Here is a 21,907-nt window from a genome sequence, read left to right as displayed (position 1 = left end):
AAAACTCCTGGTGCCGGTCGGTGGTGACCATCTGCAGTTCACGAAAAACAATTTGCCTCAGCGGGATTAGGAAATTGACACAGCAGCGCACGCACCGGCGCGCAACGCCCTTACAGCGTACGAATGCTGGGGTTGCGCCACTTTGCAGCGGGTTCGATCATCAGATCATAAAGCGCCCAGACAAGTGCATCGACACGGTCGGGCGATCCTTTGCCCTCATATCCTGCGCCGGTCATCTGCCCCATCTGGTCTTCCAGCGCAAAGAGACCCAGCACATGCGCCACACGACCCTGCTCATAGAGTGCCGCCACAGGTTCCGCGCGCGCAACTTTGCCTTTGGACGCGTGAACGGAACGGTAGGGCACCATGCCATCCACACCGCGCAAGACCGCCTCAACCATATCACCGCCCTGATTGACCTCGGCGACCAGACGGTCGGCCCCGTGCCTGCGCATCGCCGCAATTGCGGCTTCGGCCCAGACCGTGGGGCGTGCCGCTTTCACACTGGCATCCTCTAACACAACAGCGGTCCATTGATGCGGCGGCCCTTTCATATAGGCCCCCGCCACCACAATCCCGCAGGCGTCCGATCCCGCATGCGATGTACCCGGCGGGTCGATTGCCACGACAATGCGGTCAGGCCTTTGCACCTCGGCCACCTGACAACGCGCCAGATCATCCGATGACCACAACGCCCCCTCGACCTCGGTCAGCATCAGGCCTTCCATCTCCTGCCGCCCCAGCGAGGTGCCGCCATAGCGCCCCTCGATCTCGCGCAGGAAACTCGCGGCCAGATTTGCGCGGTTGGCCTGTGTAGGGGCGTGGGTGACAACGGTCGTGTCCATCTCCAGCAGATCGCGCAGTAGCTGCGACTTGCGCGGCGTTGTGGTTACACAGGCCCGCGGGCTGTCCCCCAACCGCAGCGCAAACTGCAGCATATCCCACGCCGCGTCCCCCTTGCGCCATTTCGCCAGTTCATCCGCCCAGACCGCATCAAACTGCGGCCCGCGCAGGCTATCGGGATCGTGGGCGGAAAAGAGCTGGGCCTCGGCCCCGTTGGGCCAGACCAACAGCCGCCGCCCCGCAATCCACAACGGGCGGCGGTCATCAGGGCAGACCGAAAGTATCCCGCTATCACCAAAGACCATCACCTCGCGGGCCTGATCCATCGTCTCGCCTACCAAAGCCACACGGCGCGCAGTGCCTCGCGCATGGGGCGTCGGCCCTTCGACCATTCTGCGCACCCATTCCGCACCGGCGCGGGTTTTCCCCGCGCCGCGACCGCCCAAAATCACCCAAGTGCGCCAATCACCTTCTGGTGCGATCTGATGCGGCATGGCCCAGAAATCAAACAGATATGGCAATGCGCGCAGCTGCTCATCCGTCAGCATCCCCAAGAACGCCCTCTGCGATGAGGGCGTCGCGGAGGCGATCAAGTTGGCGCCCGATGTCATCCCTGATCGCGTCATAGTCGATAGCGTCTGCATCAGGGTCGGTTCCGATTTTGTCATGGAATTTATCCTCAGCGATCACCACCCGCAGGTGCGACGCATGTAAAAGATCAAGCTGTTTGTTGATTTCATTCAGATTGCCGTAGGTAACCTTTTTCAGGTCATCAGCCATTTCGCGCAGCCTCTCGCGGACGTACCGCGACACGGCATCTATCTCGACGACCCTGTCGGATGCCGACTCGAGGCCATCCGGCCCTGTTTTATCTGGTGTATTCATTTTGAACTGACCTTGGGAAGGAAACTTCCGTTACGGTCGAGCGACGGGGATTACGTTCGTTGATCCCCGTCTTCTAGCCTGTGTAAACTACGCCTGACACTACGATAAGTCAACAAAAATGGCGCCTCCAGAGGACGCGCCATTAAGAATTTGTTAACAAATATAGAACGTTACCCGTCGTTCGCGCGCTGCGCCTCGATCTCGCGCCAGCGGGCCACATTGCGGTTATGGTCATCCAGATTGGTCGCAAAAGCATGCCCTCCGGTGCCATCAGCCACAAAGAAAATATACTCTGTGGTATCAGGATCGAGCGCCGCTTCAATAGCCGCCTGTCCGGGGTTTGCAATGGGGGTTGGCGGCAGACCAGTGATCACATAGGTGTTCCACGGCGTTTCGCCGCGCAGTTCACTCTGGCGCAAACCACGGCCCAAGACACCTTCACCGCGCGTGATGCCGTAAATCACCGTGGGGTCTGTTTGCAGGCGCATGCCAAGGTTCAAACGGTTCACAAAGACGCTCGACACCTGACGGCGCTCATCGGGCACACTGGTCTCTTTCTCGATGATACTGGCAAGGATCAGCGCCTCTTCAGGGGTCTCCAATGGCAGCCCGTCCACACGGTTCTCCCAAGCCTCGGCCAAAATCGCCGCCTGCGTGTCCTGCATCCGGTTCAGGATCGACGATACCGTATCCCCTGGCGTGAATTCATAGTCACGCGGCGCAAGGCTGCCTTCGGCCGGTGCCTCGGTCACATCCGCGACCAGACTGTCAATCTGTCCAAGCGCGTTCGCGATCTGCCAGCTTGTTGCACCCTCGGCAATAACGAGCCTGAACGTGGCACTGCCATCGGCCTTGATGGCCTCATAGCTCGCTGGCGGTTCGGTCTCGCCCACCACAAAATCCGCAACTTCGATGAATTCATTAGTCGCAGGATCAAGTTCGCGCACATCGACAAGCGTCTGGTTGATCCCGACGCGATAGATCACCTCGGCACCGCACGTATTGCGGCCACCACGGGTGACGATATCAACAATCTCTTCCATCGACGCCGCTGCTGGCACACGGAAGCGGCCAAATTTCAAATCACCGGATTTTTCGGTGTAATCCGCGCCAACCTCAAAGATAAAGGCCGACGAAATCGCGCCCTGATCCACCAGATCAGAACTTAGCGCCTTCATGCTGCCCCCGCGCGGCACCTCAAGACAAATGGCGGCGTCCAGCGGGCCTGCCGTGCGGTATTCACGGCCACCCCAGGCAATCACGCCCGCAAGCAGGAACAGCCCGACAATCAGGAACGTCAGCGCATTCGACGCGATATGACGCCACATTAATCCACTTTCCCGAAGACAACGCTGGCATTCGTGCCACCAAAGCCAAACGAGTTCGACAGAGCGATATCAATCTTGGCTGGCTTCTTTTCGTTGGCGCAAAGATCGACAACCGTCTCGCAATCCACATTATCAAGGTTAATGGTCGGCGGCGCGACCTGATCACGGATCGCCAAGATCGAGAAAATCGCCTCAATCGCACCCGCAGCCCCCAAAAGGTGGCCGGTGGCCGATTTCGTCGAGGACATCTTCAACGATGAAGCGGCATCACCCACTAGGCGCTCGACAGCACCCAGTTCAATCGTGTCTGCCATCGTCGACGTGCCATGCGCGTTCACATAATTGATCTGGCTTGGATCAATCCCCGCGTTGCGGCAGGCCGCGCGCATGGCACGTTCCGCCCCTTCGTGATCGGGTGGCGGCGCGGTGATGTGGTAGGCGTCACCACTCAAACCATAGCCAAGCACTTCTGCATAAATCTTGGCACCACGCGCTTTGGCGTGTTCATATTCTTCCAGCACCACAATCCCGGCACCTTCGCCCATGACAAATCCGTCGCGGTCGGCATCCCACGGGCGGCTGGCTTTGGTCGGATCATCATTATGCTTCGTGCTCAACGCCTTACAGGCGTTAAATCCGGCAATCCCCAGTTCGCAGATCGCAGCCTCGGCGCCACCGGCAATCATGACATCCGCATCACCATGCTGGATCAGACGCGACGCATCGCCAATCGCATGGGCCCCTGTCGAACAGGCGGTCACCACCGCATGGTTCGGGCCACGGAACCCGTATTTGATCGACACCTGACCGGAAATCAGGTTGATCAGCGCACCCGGCACAAAGAACGGCGATACGCGGCGCGGGCCTTTCTCGGCCATCATCACGGCGGTATTGGCAATCGAATTCAGGCCACCAATCCCCGATCCGATCATCACGCCCGTGCGTTCCAGATCCTCACGATCCTCGGGGGCCCAGCCGGAATCCTCAATCGCCTGTTGCGCCGCCGCCATACCGAAGATGATGAAGGTATCAACTTTGCGCTGCTCTTTGGGATCAAGGTATTTGTCGGCGTTAAACGTGCCGTCGGTCCCGTCGCCCAAAGGCACTTCACAGGCATACTGTGTGGTCAGACGGCTGGGATCAAAGCCGGTGATCTTGCCGGCGCCGGACTGGCCGTCAAGAATGCGCTCCCAAGACTTTTCCACACCATCTGCAAGGGGCGTGACCAACCCCAGACCTGTCACAACAACACGACGCATATTTTGCCCTCACCTCTTGGCGTATTTGCCGACACTGATAGCCCAGCCAAGGGCCAAGGGGCAAGTGCAGCAATCTTGATCGGCAAGGATTGCACCAATTGCAGAAAGCGTCCTGTTCGCTCTTTGATGAAAAATGCGCCAGAGACTGATTCCACTGCCGCGCATACCGCCGACCCGCGAATGACAGACGACCCCACAAAAGCAAAACGGCGCCCCGAGGGACGCCGTTTCACAAAACCGAACCTGACGCTTAGCTTGCGCCGTCGATGAACTTAACCGCATCACCGAATGTCTGGATGGTTTCTGCAGCATCGTCAGGAATCTCGATCCCGAACTCTTCTTCGAAAGCCATAACCAGCTCAACAGTGTCGAGGCTGTCTGCGCCCAGATCATCAATAAAGGACGCAGCTTCCGTCACTTTGTCTTCTTCAACACCAAGATGCTCTACAACAATCTTGCGTACGCGGTCTGCAACGTCGCTCATATTAAATCCTTACGTTTCTGTGGGCTCTCGCCCGTTGTTCCCTAGGCTTGTGCCTAACTTTATGCGCCCGTGACGGGTCGCAGCCTTATCTGCCCTGCACAACAATTGACGTGGCGTCACATGCACCGTTCAGCAAATCTGCGTGGCCTATAGCAGAGAATACCCGCTTGGCAAACGCTTTCAATCACCGAAAGTGATGATCTTCTAGATCATGGCCATCCCGCCATTCACATGCAAGGTGGTCCCTGTCGTATAGGCAGCCTCGGGACTGGCAAGATAAAGCACGGCCGCCGCGATTTCCTCGGCCTCGCCCATCCGCCCGGCAGGAACCTGCGTCAGGATGCCGGATTTCTGGTCATCGGTAAGCTTGTCTGTCATCGCCGTCGTGATGAAACCGGGGGCAACGCAGTTGACCGTAATGCCACGGCTTGCCACTTCGTAAGCGATGGATTTTGACATCCCCACCATACCGGCCTTCGAGGCCGCATAGTTGGCCTGCCCCGGATTGCCTGTTGCACCGACAACGGAAGAGATATTCACGATCCGTCCCCAACGCGCTTTCATCATCCCACGGATCACGCCCTTACACAGACGCATCGTCGAGGTCAGGTTGACCTCCAGCACAGACGACCATTCCTCATCGGACATCCGCATGAAGATGTTGTCGCGCGTGATGCCCGCATTGTTGACCAGAATATCAACCGATCCCATCAGGTCAGCGGCCTGTTTGGGCAGCGCCGTCACCGCTTCGGCATCGCTCAGGTTACACGGCAAAACATGCGCGCGCTCCCCCAAGGACGCGGCCAGCTCTTCCAGCGGCGCCACCCGGGTGCCCGACAAGGCAACCGTTGCGCCCGCATCATAGAGCGCCTTGGCAATCGCGCCACCGATGCCACCGGATGCACCTGTTACAAGCGCATTCTTTCCATTCAGGTCAAACATTTATACGTCCTTCTTCAACTTATGCTTTGATGGCAGCAACCGCTGCTACAACATCTTCGGGCGAGCTCACCGCCACCGCGTTGATCCCCCGATCAATCCGCTTGACCATGCCGGACAGGGCTTTGCCTGCACCGATCTCATAGACCTCTGTCACGCCTTGGGCGGCCATATACATCACGCTTTCACGCCAGCGTACCGAGCCGGTGACCTGCTCTACCAGCAAGCGGCGGATCATTGCCGGGTCACTGACCGCTTCGGCCAGCACATTGGACACCACAGGCACCTTGGGCTGCGCGATCTCGACCGCATCCAGCGCAAGCGCCATCGCATCGGCGGCGGGTTGCATCAGGCTGCAATGGAAAGGCGCGCTGACTGGCAAAAGCAACGCGCGCTTGGCCCCTTTTGCCTTGGCAATCTCGACGGCCCGTTCAACAGCCGCCTTGTGACCCGACACAACCACCTGCGCGGGATCATTGTCATTAGCGGCCTGACACACGTCGCCCTGCGCGGCCTCTTCGGCGACCGCTTTCACAGCCGCAAAATCCAGCCCCAAAATCGCGGCCATCGCCCCGACGCCCACAGGCACCGCCTCTTGCATCGCGATGCCGCGTGCGCGCAGCAAACGGGCCGCATCTGCGACAGTGAACGCACCTGCCGCCGCAAGCGCAGAGTATTCCCCAAGTGAATGACCTGCCACAAATGATGCGGCATCCACCGTGACACCCTCTGCCTCAAGCGCACGCATCACGGCTATCGAGGTCGCCATCAACGCAGGCTGAGCATTCGCTGTCAGTGTCAGCGCGTCCAGTTCACCCCCCCAGATCAGACCAGAAAGATCCTCCCCCAGCGCCTCATCCACCTCATCAAAGACGGCCTTGGCCGCCGGATAAGCATCAGCAAGGGCCTTACCCATCCCGATTGTCTGTGCACCCTGCCCCGGAAATACAAATGCGCGCATGAAGCGTCCCCCAATCATTGCCTTTTATTGCCATGACGCTTACCGCGCCGCGCCCGTCTGCACAAGCAAACACGAAACTGCACAGCACCAAGAGCACAGGCGCACAGAACGCGCCCTTTGCATGATCACCAGACATGTTACCTATCCTGAAACTTTTTTGGAGATTGTTATGTCAGGCACGCAAACCTACGGTACAGTTACGAAAACCTTTCATTGGCTCACGGCACTATTGATCATCACCATCGTGCCGCTTGGGGTGGTTGCCTATAACCTGCCCTACGAAACAAACGAGCAGCTGGCCCTGAAGGCACAGCTGTTTTCATATCACAAGACACTGGGGGTGATCGTCTTTGCCGTGGCCCTGGCGCGCATTGTCTGGGCGTTGACCCAAACCAAACCGGCCCCGCTGCACCCTGACCGCAAATCCGAAACCTGGCTTGCCGAGACGGTACACTGGCTTCTTTACATCTCGCTGGTGGCTGTGCCGCTGACCGGTTGGATCCACCACGCCGCGACCGAAGGCTTTGCGCCGATCCTGCTGCCCATCAGCCAGGACCTGCCCTTTGTGCCCAATGACGAAGCCGTTGCAAAACTCTTTGGTGGTCTGCACTGGCTGTGGAGCAAGATCATGGTTGGTTCAATTCTGCTGCATATCGCAGGCGCGCTCAAACACGTGTTCATCGACAAAGACGCCACCCTGCGCCGCATGTGGTTCGGCAAAAGCGACGCTGCTGGCCTTGGTCGTCACGTTGGCACATGGACAGCACCTGTTGCAGCGGTCGCACTTTATGTTGCCTTGACAAGTGCAGGCGCGGCAGCCGGCCTCTACGCTGCACCTTCAACTGCTGAACGGATTGAACTTGCCGAAGTATCCTCGGACTGGACTGTCACCGAAGGCTCCATCAACCTCACAATCACGCAATTCGGCAGCGCTGTCAGCGGCAGCTTCGCGGACTGGACCTCTGCCATCAGCTTTGATGAGACCGCAAGCGGCGTCATGGGATCGGTTGAAACAACCATTTCCATTGGGTCCCTGTCGCTGGGTTCTGTCACGGGTCAGGCGCTGGACGCAGATTTCTTCAACGCAGCCACCTTCCCCACCGCCGTCTTCACCGCCGACATTCTGGCCGATGGTGACGCCTATGTCGCTGATGGCACGCTGACGATAAAAGACATCACAGCACCGCTTGCCTTGCCGTTCGCGCTGACACTTGAAGACGACACGGCCACGATGAATGGGTCCATCACCATTGACCGGCGGACGTTTCAAATCGGCCAGAGCATGAGCGACGAAAGCAACCTCGCCTTCCCTGTGCAGGTTGATATCGCCCTCACCGCAACCCGCTAAACGAAAAAGGCCGCGCTCCGATCTGGAGCGCGGCCTGATTGTTCCGTCAGACGGTGAGCTTATTCAGCTGCTTGCATCGCCTCGATGGAAATCATGACTTCCACTTCATCGCTGACGAATGGTGCGAATGCGCCGACTTCGAAATCGGACCGCAGCAGTGTTGTTGTCGCGTCAAAACCTGCCCACGGCATTTCGGCCATCGGGTGCATGCCAACCTGGTTCAGCTTGGCATCCAGGACAACAGCTTTCGTGATGCCGTTCAGTGTCAGATCACCCGTGATCAACGCTGTGTCTTCGCCCGTCACCTCAATCCCTGTGGATGTGAATGTCACCATCTCGTCTTCGGCAGCGTCGAAGAAATCACCGCTCATAAAGTGCTGAAAACGCTCTTCCCAACCTGTCAGCATGGTGCGCACAGGGAAAGAAACGTTGACGGAAGATGCAGCGGGATCTTCCTGGTTGAATGCGATCTCGCCTTCAAATCCGGAGAACATGCCGTAGGTTGTCGAATATCCAAGGTGGTCGTAGCTGAAGACAATCTGGCTGTGGCTCGCGTCCAGCACGTAGTTTTGTGTTGTTGCAAATGCGGGTGTTGTCAGGGTCGCAGCAGCAAGTGCCGCGGAGGTCAAAAGGGTTTTCATGAGGCTTCTCCAAGCTGAAAAATGTTTCGTGTGCTTCAGATAGCCAATCTGATTTTGGTTCCTAGCTTCAAAAACGAACAGAGTCTGTTCACGGATACGCAGGATCACGACGCACGCATTCGCCGAAACAAAAAAGGCCGCCCCTTTCGGACGGCCCATGTCATTGGCGACAGTGCGTTCTTACAACAAGTCACTTGCCAACCGGTCCCGCAACGGGAGCAATTGTGCCTCTGTTCCTCTTGCAACGCTGATCGCATGGGCGGAATCGTTGTAGCCCAGCAAAAGCTGTGACTGACCGGTGCTTTCATCCAGCTCCAGATAGATGCCACTGATTTCGTCGAATGTATAAAGCCCCACGGTTGTCGGACTGCCGAAACGGTTGTTCACAACCTCGCGGATTTCGCGCGCTTTGGTGTCGATATGGACATCCGCAATCGTGCCACGGCTGGCAAACCACAAAAGATACAACCCGATCGCCCCCATCAACACGGCAGCACCGATGCGCATAAAGCCGAAATTACCATCGAAGAAGAGGGTCGGCAGAACCAGAACGCCCAAAGTTGCCGTCACCAGACAAACACCAAAAAAGAAACTGATCGCCTGCCCCAGCATCACCGAAACAGGCGCGGCGTCGGATGAGCGAACCTTATAGCCCCAAAACTGATCTTCGGTCGCAAACGGGGCCGCACGCGCAACGTGATTAACAAAGCCGCCGGCGGTGATGTTCATATCTGTCATTCTGCCCACTCCAAACTTATTGATGACATGATGCCCTGCAATCCGGGCAATAAAGCGGCAAGCACAAGGCGAGGTTAAGAAATCCCCGATTGTTGCGAAAAGGCTGCTTTTCTGGGGCATTCATGGCTTGCGCCACGGGAATTCACCTGTATAAGACGCCATCCTTGCTGCAAAACGTATGAACTGCGCAGGCTCTCGTGGATGGGACGCATGCAAGGGGAACCGCCCATCCTTTGAAATGCGCTGATAAATGAACTGGAGTTCACATGCCGCTATACGAGCATGTCATGATTGCGCGTCAGGACTTGTCCAACACGCAAGCTGAAGGCCTCATCGAACATTTCGGAACCGTCCTTGCCGACAACGGCGGCAAGCTGCTGGATAACGAATACTGGGGCGTCAAAACGATGGCCTACAAGATCAACAAGAACCGCAAGGGCCACTATGCCCTGCTGCGCACAGATGCGCCTGCTCCTGCTATTCAGGAAATGGAACGCCTGATGCGTCTGCACGAAGACGTCATGCGCGTGCTCACCATCAAGGTCGACGCACACGAAGAAGGCCCTTCCGTGCAAATGCAAAAGCGCGAAGAGCGCGGTGACCGTGGCGAACGCCGCGAGCGTCGCTAATCGTTGATCTGAGAAAGGACATCAATCATGGCAACCAAACCATTTTTCCGTCGTCGTAAGTCCGATCCGTTTGAAGGCGAAAACGCCCCGAAGATCGACTACAAAGACACTCGCCTTTTGCAGCGCTACATCTCTGAGCGCGGCAAAATCGTTCCCGCCCGTATCACTGCTGTTGGTGCAAAAAACCAGCGCGCTCTCGCCCGTGCGATCAAGCGTGCCCGTTTCCTTGCCCTGCTGCCATACGCCGTAAAATAAGGAAATCATCCCATGGATATCATCCTCCTTGAGCGCGTTGCAAAGCTGGGTCAGATGGGCGAAGTCGTCTCTGTCAAAGAAGGCTACGCACGCAACTTCCTGCTGCCACAGGGCAAAGCCCTGCGCGTAAACGCAGCAAACCTTGCCCGTTTCGAGGCCGAAAAAGCCCAGATGGAAGCACGCAACCTTGAAACCAAAAAAGAAGCCGAAGCGCTGGCTGCAAAGCTGGACGGTGAGAAATTCATCGTGATCCGCTCTGCCTCCGACGCAGGTTCGCTTTATGGTTCGGTCACAACACGTGACGCCGCAGAAGCCGCTACTGCAGCCGGTTACTCGGTCGACAAAAAGCAAGTTGTTCTGCTTGGCGCGATCAAAGAACTGGGCCTGCACGATGTTTCGATCAACCTGCACCCCGAAGTCACAGCCACCATCACACTGAACGTCGCACGTTCCGTGGAAGAAGCTGAACTTCAGGAAGCCGGCAAATCCATTGCCGAGCTTGCAGCAGAAGAAGAAGCAGCAGCTGAATTCGAAATTCAGGAACTGTTTGACGATATCGGTGCTGCAGCATCTGACGACGATGATCTGGCAGAAACTGCCGGTGTCGACGCAAATGCGGATGACGCAAACGAAGAGAAGTAATTTCTTTTCATCTGACAAATTCAAAGGCCGCTCCATTCGGGGCGGCCTTTTTCGTTTCGCGATTCTCTCATTCACGAAATCTTAGTGCGCTGTGGCGATAACACGTGACACAATGAGAAAGGAGCAGGAATGAAAACGCTATCACTTGGCCTCGCGGTCATGATCACCGCGACACAACCACTTTACGCAGACGGAACACAGCAGGCGATGGAGGCGTTCATGACCGCCCAAATCATGCCTTGGGCCTCAGACCCCGTCTTGATTGCTGCGATTGAGGCGCAAAACACGACGACATCCAGCTACGATCAAGCAGAGATTGATATGCTTGATCAGCTTTGGCGCGGTTACGCGGCAAGCGGCGATGGCGACCTTATAAATAAAGTCCTTCAGAACGCGGCCGCCGACTTTCTGCGCACACAGGTAAGCAAGTCAGGCGGCGCCATTACCGAAATCTTCATCATGGACGCGCGCGGCCTGAACGTTGCGGCATCATCTGTGACTTCCGACTACTGGCAAGGTGACGAGGCTAAGTTTCAGGAAACCTATCAGGTTGGGCCAACGGCCGTGCATTTCGGGGACGTTGAACTCGACGATTCAACGCAGCAGGTTCAGGGACAGGTGTCGATGACCATGACAGATCACGACACCGGTCAGCCGATTGGCGCAATGACAATCGGGATCAATCTGACATCCTTGATGTAAACGGAATTGCGCATCTGACCGAAGGCACAGGATGCACCGCAAGCGGGCACCCTAGCGGTCAAATGTCTCCAGCTCCAGCCGCGCGTTGCAATACGCGCCATCATAGGTCCCGATCCAGATATCGACCCGTCCATCGGCAGGGCGCGTCAGGGTGATCTTGGGGTCAAGATTACCATTGTCGTCATCGTCGTAATACCAATTGGCAGAGGCTGTGTTGATCAAAAGTGCCGCATCACATTCACTGACCACCCGCAGTTCAAGCCGATAGGGGTTCATATTGCTCAACTGAAAGGAAAAGTCCGGCGCGGTCGGAAAATATCCTGCCCCCGTGTCGGTCCCGGGACGCACATTTGGACAATCCCAGATATAATTATCCCCTCCGGCAACAACATCGAAAGACCGCGGCGTATAAAGTTGCTGACCGGTCGCCTGATAAGAGGCTTGTGGCGCGACATTGAAATTCGGGCACGCCGCGGCACTCCCCGCCATTCCTACAATCGCACAAACGGACAATACGGTTAGTTTTCCCATTATCTGGCTCCTTCACTTGATGCCGCAAGCATAAAGTCGGAAAACTGAAAAAGTACCTGCATTTAAAGGCAGTCTGGGGCAAGTAAGGATCGGGCTGCAATCATCTCATGAAAAAGGGCGCCGCAACGGGCGCCCTCTCTTATTCGATATTGCTGAAAACCTATTCTTCTTCGAGCTTCTCGACAGCCTTCTCAAGGTCTTCTTTGCTGACCTCTTTGTCTGTCACGGCCGCCTGCGCGAGGATGTGGTCAACAACCTTGTCTTCGAACATCGGCGCCTGCAACTGCTGGCGGAACTGCGCGTTCTGCTGAACAAACTCGAAGAACTGACGCTCTTGACCCGGGTACTGACGCGCCTGGTTCATGATCGCCTGTGTCATCTCCTGATCGGTCACCTTCACTTCGGCCTTCTGGCCGATGTCTGCCAGCAACAGACCCAGCTTTACGCGGCGCTCGGCCAGCTTGATGTGCTCGTCGGTTGGCTTGATCTCGGGATGATCATGGCCTTCGACCTCGGGGTTTTCTTCATGCCACAACTGATGCGCAATCTGGTTGGCTTCCGCCTCGACCAGCAACGCTGGCAGATCAAATTTGACCTTCTTGTCGAGCGCATCCAGCAAACCACGCTTTGCAATCGCACGGGACGCGCCGGAGTATTCCGCTTCCAGACGCTCTGTGATCTGACCTTTCAGCGCTTCAAGATCCTCGGCACCGAACTTTTTGGCCAGGTCATCATCCAACTTTGGCTTCTTTGGGCCGCGGACTTCTTTGATTGTGCATGAGAAGACAGCTTTCTTGCCAGCAAGGTTTTCTGCCTGATAATCCTCAGGGAAGGTAACCTCGACGTCTTTCTCGTCGCCCGCTTTCACTTTCAACAGGCCGTCTTCAAAGCCCGGGATGAACGAGTTTGACCCCAGCACAAGCGGGTAATCCTCGGCTGCACCACCATCAAAGGGCTCGCCGTCGATCTTGCCGACGAAATCCAGAACAACCTGATCGCCGTCCTTGGCTTGCGTCTTTTTCGCCTCATAGGTCACGGCCTGCGGGCTCTCGGCAAGGTTCTCGAGCGCTTCTTTGACAGAGGCCTCATCCGCCTTCACGATCAGGCGCTCAAGCTTGACCTTGCTGAAGTCAACGTCCTCGATCTCTGGCAGCTTCTCGTAAGAGACGGAAATCTCGACGTCGTCGCCTTCTTTCCAGTCTTCGTTGGTCATTTTCATCTCGGGCTGTGCCGCAGGACGATCACCGGTTTCTTCCAGATGCGATGACAGCGCGCCGTCGATCGCCTCTTGCATGCTCTCGCCCATCAGGCGCTGGCCGAATTGCTTGCGCAGCAATGCCATCGGCACTTTGCCTTTGCGGAAACCTTTCATTTCGACCGAAGGCTGTGCTTCTTTCAGCTTCTCTTCAACCTTGGCGTCCAGTTCAGCCGCCGTGACGGTGATCGCATACTCGCGCTTGAGGCCTTCGTTCAGGGTCTCGGTGACCTTCATGTGCTGTCCTTCTTTTTTCAAACTTGGTGCGGGTGAAGGGACTCGAACCCCCACGCCTTGCGGCGCCAGAACCTAAATCTGGTGCGTCTACCAATTCCGCCACACCCGCATGATCAAAAGGGGCTGGATTGCGCCAGCCCCGGTTTGCGCGCTGTCTAGCAAAGGAAACGGGGGGATGCGAGAGGAAAAATCGCGTTAAAGACCCAATGCACGAAAGACTTTGGGCAGTTCTTCGGGAAGGTCCTCGGCAATCAGGCCCGGACCGAAGGAGAGCGCGCATTCGGTGTGCAGCCAGGCACCGGATTCGGCGGCCTGCATCGGGTCGAAACCGCGCGCCAACAGACCCGTGATAAAGCCTGCCAAAACATCGCCCGATCCCGCGGTCGCCAGCCAAGGCGCGCTGCGTTCATAGACGGATGCGTTGATGCTGCAGCGCCCTGACGGATCAGCGATGACGGTATCGGGCCCTTTGAACAAGACGACACACCCTGCCCGCCTTGCCGCATCCCGCGTGGCATCGACCTTGGAATAGGCCGGGCCCTTGATCGCAGGTGCCGCCAGCTTTTCCGCAATATCCGGAAACAACCGTGCAAACTCGCCCGCATGGGGCGTCAAAACACACCTGTCATGTAACATCGCGAAGAGAGGCGCATCGCGCCCGATGAGCGTCAGGGCATCCGCATCCAGCACAATCGTCCGCCCGCTCTTCAAGCCTGCCTCTACGAAGTCACGGCTTTCATCGCTAACCCCCATTCCAGGCCCCAGACATAGGGTGTTGATGCGGGGGTCTTCCAAAGCCACACTGAGCGCAGTGGCACTCTTGATCTTGCACAGCATCACCGCATTCAGTTGCGCCGCATTCTCAATCAGAGCAGCAGGCGGACAACCAAGGGTCACAGCCCCTGCCCCGACCCGCAACGCACCACGCGCCGCAAGGCGCGCAGCGCCGCCTTGGCCAATACCGCCAGAGAGAATGAGGGCATGACCGTGGGAATACTTGTGGCCTTGTCGCCGGTAGGCCGAGCCGCCGCCAGAGGTCAGTTTCACCTTTTCAGCAAATGTTATCTTTCTTGAGGCCGGCGGGCGAATACCAATATCAACCAATTTAATCTTGCCGCACCAGAGAGCGCCAACAGATTGCATTTGTCCGACTTTCTTGGCGTGAAACGTAACTGTCAAATCAGCCGCGGCGCAAGCGGCACGAGAACCGCCATTTGTGGTGAAATCCCTGTCAGCCAATACGCGCCCGCTATCGGCGCAAATCCCCGATGGCATATCAATCGCAACGACGGGCGGCCAATACGGCAAGCGATCATCCAAACTTTGAATACCTCCCGCGTCCACGCAATCGCAGATATCACGTAGGACAAAGCATAAGTCGCCAAGAGGACGTGTAAGGCCCGTTCCAAACAAGGCATCGACGACGAGGTGCCTGTGTGCAAATTCTGGTGGACTATCATTGCAAAGTTCGTAGACCTCCCCCATCCCCCCCCAACGCTCATAATTCACCCGCGCATCCGGCGGCAACTTCTCCGCATCCCCATACAGAAAGACCTCAACGTGCCACCCCGCCTCTCTGAGCAGCCGCGCGACAACAAACCCATCACCGCCATTATTGCCCGGCCCACACAGAACCACCGCGCGATGCAGTCCCTGCTCATCATTTTGCAGGAAATACTCCGGGGGTTTGGGGGCTGGCCCCCAAGATGGCGCCAACTCCGGCCATTCCTCAAAAATAGCCGCGACGACGCCCCGCCCCGCGCGCTCCATCAGTTCCAGCCCGGTCACCTCGCCCGAGGCGATCGCGGCCGCTTCGATGGCGCGCATTTGGGCAGCGGTGAGTAGTTCGGTCATGGTTTCAGCACCAAAAGTTTACAAATCGCCCATCAATAAGTCTAGTTGCACAAATTTTAAGCATTACGCATAGTTTCCCCCGACCAGCTTGCCTTGAGGTTCCACGACGAATTGTCCCTATGCAAGAGAAATGGTCTCACCACTGACGAAACACACAAGGGGGAGTCGCGAGCGATGAAAAAAATCGAAGCGATCATTAAGCCATTCAAGCTCGATGAAGTGAAGGAAGCCTTGCAAGAGGTGGGTGTCCAAGGCCTGTCTGTCGTCGAAGTCAAAGGGTTCGGCCGCCAGAAAGGGCACACCGAACTTTACCGCGGTGCGGAATACGTGGTCGACTTTCTACCCAAAGTGAAAATCGAGGTCGTCTTGGCGGACGACCAGGTCGATGCGGCCATTGAAGCCATTATTGGTGCCGCGAAAACCGACAAGATTGGCGACGGCAAGATCTTTGTATCGTCAGTCGAGCAAGCCATCCGCATCCGCACCGGCGAAGCCGGCGACGATGCACTCTAACCAGTAACGACGCTACAAAAAAGGACATCATAGATGGACAACAAGGCTGTTCTAAAACTGATCAAAGACGAGGAAGCCGACTACGTCGACATCCGCTTCACTGATCCACGCGGCAAACTGCAACACGTCACTGTTGTGGCCGATCTCGTTGACGAAGACTTCCTCGAAGAAGGCTTCATGTTCGACGGTTCATCCATTGCCGGTTGGAAATCCATCGATCAGTCCGACATGAAATTGATGCCACAGGCCGAAAGCGCCTATGTCGATCCGTTCTATGCGGAAAAGACAATCTGCATTAACTGTAACATCGTCGAACCCGACACAATGGAACCTTATGACCGCGATCCACGCGGCACAGCAGTGAAAGCCGAAGAGTACCTGAAATCCTCCGGTATCGGCGATACAGCCTACTTTGGCCCGGAAGCTGAATTCTTCGTCTTTGACGATGTGCGCTTTCAGGTGTCCATGAACAAAGTGTCCTATCAAGTCGACGCAATCGACGGCGCATGGAACACAGACACCGAGTACGAGATGGGCAACACTGGCCACCGTCCCGGCGTCAAAGGCGGCTACTTCCCTGTGAACCCCATCGACGACGCACAGGAAATGCGCTCCGAGATGCTCTCCACAATGAAGCGCATGGGCATGAAAGTTGACAAGCACCACCACGAAGTGGCGTCTTGCCAGCACGAGTTGGGCCTCATCTTCGGCACGCTCACCCATCAGGCGGACGAGCTGCAGAAGTACAAGTACGTGATCCACAACGTGGCACAGGCCTACGGCAAATCAGCGACGTTCATGCCCAAGCCCATCGCAGGCGACAACGGCACCGGCATGCACGTAAACATGTCGATCTGGAAAGACGGCAAGCCGCTCTTTGCTGGCGACAAATATGCTGACCTGTCACAGGAAGCGCTCTACTTCATCGGCGGTATCCTCAAGCACGCCAAAGCGCTGAACGCGATCACAAACCCGTCGACCAACAGCTACAAGCGCCTGATCCCGGGCTTTGAAGCACCCGTTCTGCGCGCCTATTCCGCACGTAACCGTTCGGGCTGTGTCCGTATCCCATGGGCTGAAAGCCCCAAGGCAAAGCGCGTCGAGGCCCGTTTCCCCGATCCCGCAGCCAACCCATACCTGTGCTTTGCAGCACTGCTTATGGCTGGCCTTGACGGTATCAAGAACAAGATCGACCCAGGCCCCTCTTCCGACAAAGACCTTTACGATCTGCCACCAGAAGAACTGGCAGCGATCCCGACGGTCTGCGGCTCACTGCGCGAAGCGCTGGAAGCACTGGAAGCGGATCACGAATTCCTGCTGGCCGGCGACGTGTTCACCAAAGACCAGCTGGAAGGCTACATGGAGCTGAAGTGGGAAGAGGTTTACGCCTACGAGCACACACCGCACCCAGTTGAATACAAGATGTACTACAGCTGCTAATTTCCCAAGTTTAAGAAAGCCCCGTCAGAGAAATCTGGCGGGGCTTTTTTGTTTCTTTTCACAAACCACGCCGTTTGTATCTGCCGGATATCACGCATAGCCGTCTTGCTTTGAGTTTATAGCCACATGGTGCCCACCACCCAAAACACCACACTTATTAGGCAACTCGTGTCAGACTGCTGCATTTTTGGGCAAAAGACGGCGCACAACCATAGACCTATGTGCCCTCCTTCGTTACGCTTTTCCTCAGGCCGACAGAAAATATTTGCCCCTCGGGGTGAATTGCACCACGAAGCCTGATCATAAGATAAATAAACAGGGACAGAATAATGAAACTCGTTATTGGATTGGACGGGCGAAGCTCGGGGGAGAAAGCCCTCGCCTTCGCCAAAAGTCTGGCAAAGAAAGCCGACGATTGTGAATTGATCGTCGTCTATGTAATTGAATGGTCACCGTTTTCTTTTCAAACCGCTGCTGAAAATGCCGAACGTCACAAGCGGCGCGAAGAGGAAATCTCGATCGCGCGCGAACGGGTTGTCGACCCTGCTGTGGCCGACCTCACGGCTGCGGGCCTCAATGCCCGAGCGATTGTGCGCCACGGTGATGTGGCCGATACGATCGACAGCATCGCGCATTCCGAAGGTGCCTCTCAGATCATCGTCGCCCGTTCGAGCGACGGCGGCCTGACATCGCGCATCTTTGGCAGTTCAACCGCAAGCCTCGTGATGAACGCCCGCGTTCCTGTCACCGTCGTCGCATAAGGACCGATCCAGATGAAAAATTTCAAAATTCTGATATTGACACTGATTGCCGCACTGGCCATTGCCGTTCCCGCGCGAGCACAAGAAGCAGCCGTTTCTCTTGACGCACGCGTGAACGAGGCGTTTGCGAGCGCCACGGGTTGGTTCGTTAACTTCATCTTCATGTCGATCCCCGGGACAAACTTCCCCTGGATCGTCATGTGGCTGGTGGTCGGCGCCACAGTTTTCACAATCTACTTTGCCGCCGTGCAGTTCCGGTTCTTCGGTCACGCCATCGCGCTGGTAAAGGGCGATTATTCCGACCCCAACGATGCGGGCGAGGTCAGCCACTTTCAGGCGCTGGCAACCGCGCTGTCCGGGACCGTTGGTCTTGGTAACATCGCCGGTGTTGCCGTGGCCGTCGGTATCGGTGGTCCGGGGGCGACATTCTGGATGATCCTCGCGGGTCTGCTGGGCATGGCGTCCAAGTTCACCGAATGTACACTGGGTGTGAAATACCGCAACGAATACCCTGATGGCACGGTGTCGGGTGGTCCGATGTATTACATCTCTAAAGGTTTTGATGAACTGGGTCTGCCCGGTGGGAAAATCCTTGCCGTGATGTTCTCGATCTTCTGTATCCTTGGCGCATTGGGCGGCGGCAACATGTTCCAGGCCAATCAGGCGCATGCGCAGATCACGCAGATCACAGGTGACTTCCCGGGCTGGATCACTGGGATTGTCTTTGCTGGCGTCGTGTTCGCCGTGATCGTCGGCGGCATCAAATCCATCGCACGGGTAACCGAAAAAGTCGTTCCTTTCATGGGCATCCTCTATGTCGGTGCGGCCATTGTTGTGCTGATCGTCAACTACGACATGATCGGTTGGGCCTTTGGTCAGATCTTTGCCGGTGCCTTCACCGGTCTGGGCGTTGCAGGCGGTTTCGTCGGCGCGCTGATCCAGGGTTTCCGCCGTGCGGCCTTCTCGAACGAAGCGGGCGTTGGCTCTGCGGCGATTGCGCACTCTGCGGTGAAAACCAACGAACCCATCACCGAAGGGTTTGTGTCCTTGCTCGAGCCACTGATCGACACGGTTGTGATTTGTACAATGACCGCCTTGGTCATCATCATCTCGCAGCAGCTGATCATTGATCAGGCAACAGGCAACTACATGTTGAACGAAGCAGGCACAGCGATTGCGACGATTGATGGCAACAGCGGTGTTGCACTGACATCCGCCGCCTTCGGCTCTGCCATTAGCTGGTTCCCCTATGTACTGGCACTGGCCGTGATCCTGTTCGCCTTCTCGACCATGATCTCGTGGTCTTACTACGGGTTGAAGGCATGGACCTACCTGTTCGGCGAAGGCAAAACGACAGAGCTGGTCTTCAAGATCATCTTTTGCATCTTCATCGTGATTGGCGCAGCCGCAAGCCTTGGCCCCGTGATCGACTTCTCGGATGCCGCGATCTTTGCCATGGCGGTGGTGAACATCTTCTGCCTCTACTTCCTGATGAAAGTGGTCCGAAAAGAGCTGAACTCCTACAGCGCGCGCCTGAAATCAGGCGAGATCAAGAAGTTCACGCACTAACAAGTGTGGCATGAATGAAAGGGGCCGCGGTGCATGCCGCGGCCTTTTTTCGTGGCGCGGGGCTGGATTGCCCACAGGACTGTGACAATCCACCCCCCTTCAATGCCTTGACACAACACCGCATCAGGTCACTCTGTGAACGGTTCCCACCGGAGGCATATGATGAAGACTTTCCCCGTCACGCTTACCCTGATCGCCCTCACGACACCCGCATTCGCCGATGTCACCATCAGCCACGGCTTTTCGACCTTCGGTGATCTGAAATACGGCCCGGATTTCACCCATTTCGACTATGCCAACCCCGACGCCCCCCAAGGCGGCACCATGAGCCAGCGCCAGCTCTTCGGCACCCCGACTTTTGACAGCCTGAACGCCTTCATCATCAAAGGCGACAGCGCCCCCGAGGTCAGTGTCCATATCTATGACAGCCTGATGGTGCGCGCCAATGACGAACCCGATGCGCTTTACGGGCTGATTGCGAAAACCATCGAATACCCCGATGATTTTTCCTATGTCGTCTTCAACATGCGCCCCGAGGCCCGTTTCCATGACGGAACACCCGTCACCGCCGCCGATGTCGTGTTCACGATCAACGCATTGCAAACCGAAGGGCACCCCTACTATCGCAACCTCTTGTCCGATGTGACCACCGTAACCGCCGAAAGCGCGACGCGCGTCCGCTTTGATCTGGCCCCCGGCGCGGGAAGCGGCCTTTTGGGAAGCGTCGCAGAACTGCCCGTGCTGCCGGCACATTTTTATGACACCGTGGATTTCGCCGAAAGCTGGATGGATACCCCCCTTGGGTCCGGCCCTTACGAGGTCACGACCGTGGATGCCCCACGCACCATCACTTTCTGCAAAGACCCCGATTACTGGGGTGCGGACCTGCCCGTAAACACAGGCCGCAACAACTTCGACTGTTTTACTTACGAATACTTCGTCGATGATACCGTGGGGCTCGAGGCCTTTGCCGCCGGTGAATACCATATGCGTGTCGAATACCGCTCGGCTTCTTGGGCGACAGGCTATGATTTTCCTGCAGCACAGCGCGGCTGGGTCCAGCAACTTCTGATCCCCGATGGCCGCCCCGCCAATGCCCAAGGCATCTGGTTCAACATGCGTAATCCCGTCCTGCAAGACATCCGCGTGCGCCAGGCCCTTGAATATGCGTTCAATTTCGAATGGACGAATGATACGATCTTTTACGGAACATATGCCCGCAACGACAGTTTCTTTGAAAACACCGATATGCAGGCGACAGGTATTCCCGAAGGCGCGGAACTGGCACTGTTAGAGGAATTCCGCGACCAGCTCCCGCCGGAAATCTTTACCGAACCTGCCCATGTCCCCAACCCCGGCAGCGACCGCCCCCGCGACCGTGGTGATCTGCGCAGGGCGGGCGAGCTTCTTGAGGCCGCGGGCTGGACTGTGGGCGATGACGGGATGCGCCGCAATGCGGCCGGCGAGATCCTGCACCTTGAATTCCCCGACAGCAGCCGCAGCCTTGAGCGGATCATGATTCCCTATACCGAAAATCTCAAAGCCCTTGGCATTGACGCAGAATTCGAAGTGATCGACCCAAGCGCGTGGACCCAGCGCAGGCAGGCATTCGATTTCGATCTGTCCTCGACCGCATGGTCCGTCGCCACGACACCGGGGGCAGAATTGCGCGCCTTTTACGGGTCTGCCGCCGCCGGTGCGGAAGGCAGCAACAACCTGACAGGCCTTGCCGATCCTGTGGTGGACGCGCTGATCGAAAAGGTCGTCGTGGCCAGCACCCGCGAAGAGCTCACCACCGCTGTGCGCGCGCTTGACCGCGTCCTGCGCTCCAAACATATCTGGATTGGCGGCTGGAACCTCGGGGCGCACCGTGTGGCGGTCTGGGATATCTTCGGCATGCCCGAAACGCCTGCCCCTTATGATTTCTTCCGCAACGTCGATTTCTGGTGGTTTGAACGCGACAAATACGATGCTTTGGTGGCTGAAGGGGCACTCGACGGCGGATTGTGATCGAAACCCGGGATTTTTCGCGCGCCGCCCAATGATTGCGGTATAGGCTGACGTCAGATTGCGATTCATTCCAAAGCATCAAT

The 21,907-nt window shown here is 56.9% G+C and carries 22 protein-coding genes and 1 tRNA gene; 10 read left to right on the top strand and 13 right to left on the bottom strand.

What is annotated here, in order from left to right; genetic code table 11:
* Positions 1 to 110 precede the first annotated feature (110 nt).
* From SJY29_RS05820 to fabD, 7 genes are all read right to left on the bottom strand, one after another.
* Complete coding sequence (locus tag SJY29_RS05820; RefSeq protein ID WP_400087833.1) at positions 111 to 1,454, bottom strand: DNA-packaging protein; 1,344 nt, start codon at positions 1,452 to 1,454, stop codon at positions 111 to 113.
* Positions 1,378 to 1,728, bottom strand: a complete 351-nt coding sequence (locus SJY29_RS05815; protein WP_400087832.1) for a hypothetical protein — start codon at positions 1,726 to 1,728, stop codon at positions 1,378 to 1,380. Before SJY29_RS05815 ends, SJY29_RS05820 begins: the two co-directional genes overlap by 77 nt.
* Before the next feature lie 170 nt (positions 1,729 to 1,898).
* A complete protein-coding gene (gene mltG / locus SJY29_RS05810) occupies positions 1,899 to 3,056 on the bottom strand; it encodes an endolytic transglycosylase MltG (protein ID WP_400087830.1) in 1,158 nt (385 codons plus the stop codon).
* Positions 3,056 to 4,315 carry a beta-ketoacyl-ACP synthase II gene (fabF, locus tag SJY29_RS05805; RefSeq protein ID WP_400087828.1) on the bottom strand — a complete coding sequence of 420 codons (1,260 nt, stop codon included), beginning with the start codon at positions 4,313 to 4,315 and terminating at the stop codon, positions 3,056 to 3,058. The genes mltG and fabF overlap by 1 nt, the downstream gene beginning before the upstream one ends.
* A gap of 250 nt (positions 4,316 to 4,565) precedes the next feature.
* Positions 4,566 to 4,799 (bottom strand): acyl carrier protein, encoded by a 234-nt coding sequence (locus tag SJY29_RS05800; RefSeq protein WP_055293044.1) that lies wholly within the window; start codon positions 4,797 to 4,799, stop codon positions 4,566 to 4,568.
* Between the two features lie 204 nt (positions 4,800 to 5,003).
* Complete coding sequence (gene fabG, locus SJY29_RS05795; RefSeq protein WP_400087826.1) at positions 5,004 to 5,741, bottom strand: 3-oxoacyl-[acyl-carrier-protein] reductase; 738 nt, start codon at positions 5,739 to 5,741, stop codon at positions 5,004 to 5,006.
* A gap of 19 nt (positions 5,742 to 5,760) precedes the next feature.
* Complete coding sequence (gene fabD, locus SJY29_RS05790) at positions 5,761 to 6,699, bottom strand: ACP S-malonyltransferase (protein ID WP_400087824.1); 939 nt, start codon at positions 6,697 to 6,699, stop codon at positions 5,761 to 5,763.
* A gap of 169 nt (positions 6,700 to 6,868) precedes the next feature.
* Here fabD and SJY29_RS05785 point away from each other — a divergent pair, with 169 nt between their 5' ends.
* Positions 6,869 to 8,047, top strand: a complete 1,179-nt coding sequence (locus tag SJY29_RS05785) for a cytochrome b/b6 domain-containing protein (RefSeq protein ID WP_400087822.1) — start codon at positions 6,869 to 6,871, stop codon at positions 8,045 to 8,047.
* A 59-nt stretch (positions 8,048 to 8,106) separates the two neighbouring features.
* Here SJY29_RS05785 and SJY29_RS05780 read toward each other — a convergent pair whose 3' ends face one another.
* A complete protein-coding gene (locus SJY29_RS05780; protein WP_110280598.1) occupies positions 8,107 to 8,688 on the bottom strand; it encodes a YceI family protein in 582 nt (193 codons plus the stop codon).
* A gap of 180 nt (positions 8,689 to 8,868) precedes the next feature.
* Positions 8,869 to 9,426, bottom strand: a complete 558-nt coding sequence (locus SJY29_RS05775; protein WP_400087820.1) for a hypothetical protein — start codon at positions 9,424 to 9,426, stop codon at positions 8,869 to 8,871.
* Between the two features lie 266 nt (positions 9,427 to 9,692).
* Here SJY29_RS05775 and rpsF point away from each other — a divergent pair, with 266 nt between their 5' ends.
* The 4 genes from rpsF to SJY29_RS05755 all read left to right on the top strand — a co-directional run bounded on the left by rpsF (position 9,693) and on the right by SJY29_RS05755 (position 11,654).
* Entirely contained in the window at positions 9,693 to 10,055 is a 363-nt protein-coding gene (gene rpsF, locus SJY29_RS05770) for a 30S ribosomal protein S6 (protein ID WP_110280574.1), read from the top strand.
* Positions 10,056 to 10,082: 27 nt separating this feature from the next.
* Positions 10,083 to 10,310: a 30S ribosomal protein S18 gene (rpsR, locus tag SJY29_RS05765; RefSeq protein ID WP_055293050.1), complete on the top strand. Its 228-nt coding sequence runs from the start codon at positions 10,083 to 10,085 to the stop codon at positions 10,308 to 10,310.
* A 12-nt stretch (positions 10,311 to 10,322) separates the two neighbouring features.
* Positions 10,323 to 10,952: a 50S ribosomal protein L9 gene (gene rplI / locus SJY29_RS05760; RefSeq protein WP_400087817.1), complete on the top strand. Its 630-nt coding sequence runs from the start codon at positions 10,323 to 10,325 to the stop codon at positions 10,950 to 10,952.
* A 129-nt stretch (positions 10,953 to 11,081) separates the two neighbouring features.
* Entirely contained in the window at positions 11,082 to 11,654 is a 573-nt protein-coding gene (locus SJY29_RS05755) for a hypothetical protein (protein ID WP_400087815.1), read from the top strand.
* Between the two features lie 51 nt (positions 11,655 to 11,705).
* Here the strand turns inward: SJY29_RS05755 and SJY29_RS05750 are convergent, their stop codons facing one another.
* The 4 genes from SJY29_RS05750 to SJY29_RS05735 all read right to left on the bottom strand — a co-directional run bounded on the left by SJY29_RS05750 (position 11,706) and on the right by SJY29_RS05735 (position 15,531).
* The gene (locus SJY29_RS05750; protein WP_400087813.1) at positions 11,706 to 12,185 is read right to left on the bottom strand and encodes a hypothetical protein; all 480 of its coding nucleotides are present in this window, start codon (positions 12,183 to 12,185) and stop codon (positions 11,706 to 11,708) included.
* 160 nt (positions 12,186 to 12,345) lie between these two features.
* Complete coding sequence (gene tig, locus SJY29_RS05745; protein WP_400087811.1) at positions 12,346 to 13,677, bottom strand: trigger factor; 1,332 nt, start codon at positions 13,675 to 13,677, stop codon at positions 12,346 to 12,348.
* Positions 13,678 to 13,701: 24 nt separating this feature from the next.
* A tRNA-Leu gene (locus SJY29_RS05740) sits at positions 13,702 to 13,786 on the bottom strand.
* Between the two features lie 86 nt (positions 13,787 to 13,872).
* On the bottom strand, positions 13,873 to 15,531 hold the full coding sequence (locus SJY29_RS05735) for an NAD(P)H-hydrate dehydratase (RefSeq protein WP_400087809.1): 1,659 nt from the start codon (positions 15,529 to 15,531) through the stop codon (positions 13,873 to 13,875).
* Positions 15,532 to 15,705: 174 nt separating this feature from the next.
* On the opposite strand from SJY29_RS05735, the gene SJY29_RS05730 reads away from it, so the two are divergent.
* The 5 genes from SJY29_RS05730 (at position 15,706) to SJY29_RS05710 (ending at position 21,824) form a co-directional block, all read left to right on the top strand.
* A complete protein-coding gene (locus SJY29_RS05730; protein ID WP_055293055.1) occupies positions 15,706 to 16,044 on the top strand; it encodes a P-II family nitrogen regulator in 339 nt (112 codons plus the stop codon).
* Positions 16,045 to 16,077: 33 nt separating this feature from the next.
* Complete coding sequence (glnA, locus tag SJY29_RS05725) at positions 16,078 to 17,484, top strand: type I glutamate--ammonia ligase (RefSeq protein ID WP_400087808.1); 1,407 nt, start codon at positions 16,078 to 16,080, stop codon at positions 17,482 to 17,484.
* Between the two features lie 329 nt (positions 17,485 to 17,813).
* The gene (locus tag SJY29_RS05720; protein ID WP_400087806.1) at positions 17,814 to 18,245 is read left to right on the top strand and encodes a universal stress protein; all 432 of its coding nucleotides are present in this window, start codon (positions 17,814 to 17,816) and stop codon (positions 18,243 to 18,245) included.
* 12 nt (positions 18,246 to 18,257) lie between these two features.
* Positions 18,258 to 19,814, top strand: a complete 1,557-nt coding sequence (locus tag SJY29_RS05715; protein WP_400087804.1) for an alanine/glycine:cation symporter family protein — start codon at positions 18,258 to 18,260, stop codon at positions 19,812 to 19,814.
* 159 nt (positions 19,815 to 19,973) lie between these two features.
* Complete coding sequence (locus tag SJY29_RS05710) at positions 19,974 to 21,824, top strand: extracellular solute-binding protein (protein ID WP_400087802.1); 1,851 nt, start codon at positions 19,974 to 19,976, stop codon at positions 21,822 to 21,824.
* Positions 21,825 to 21,907 lie beyond the last annotated feature (83 nt).

This window comes from Yoonia sp. R78084 (assembly GCF_044595625.1).
Lineage (GTDB): Bacteria > Pseudomonadota > Alphaproteobacteria > Rhodobacterales > Rhodobacteraceae > Yoonia.
This window is presented reverse-complemented; position numbering and strand designations above follow the sequence as displayed.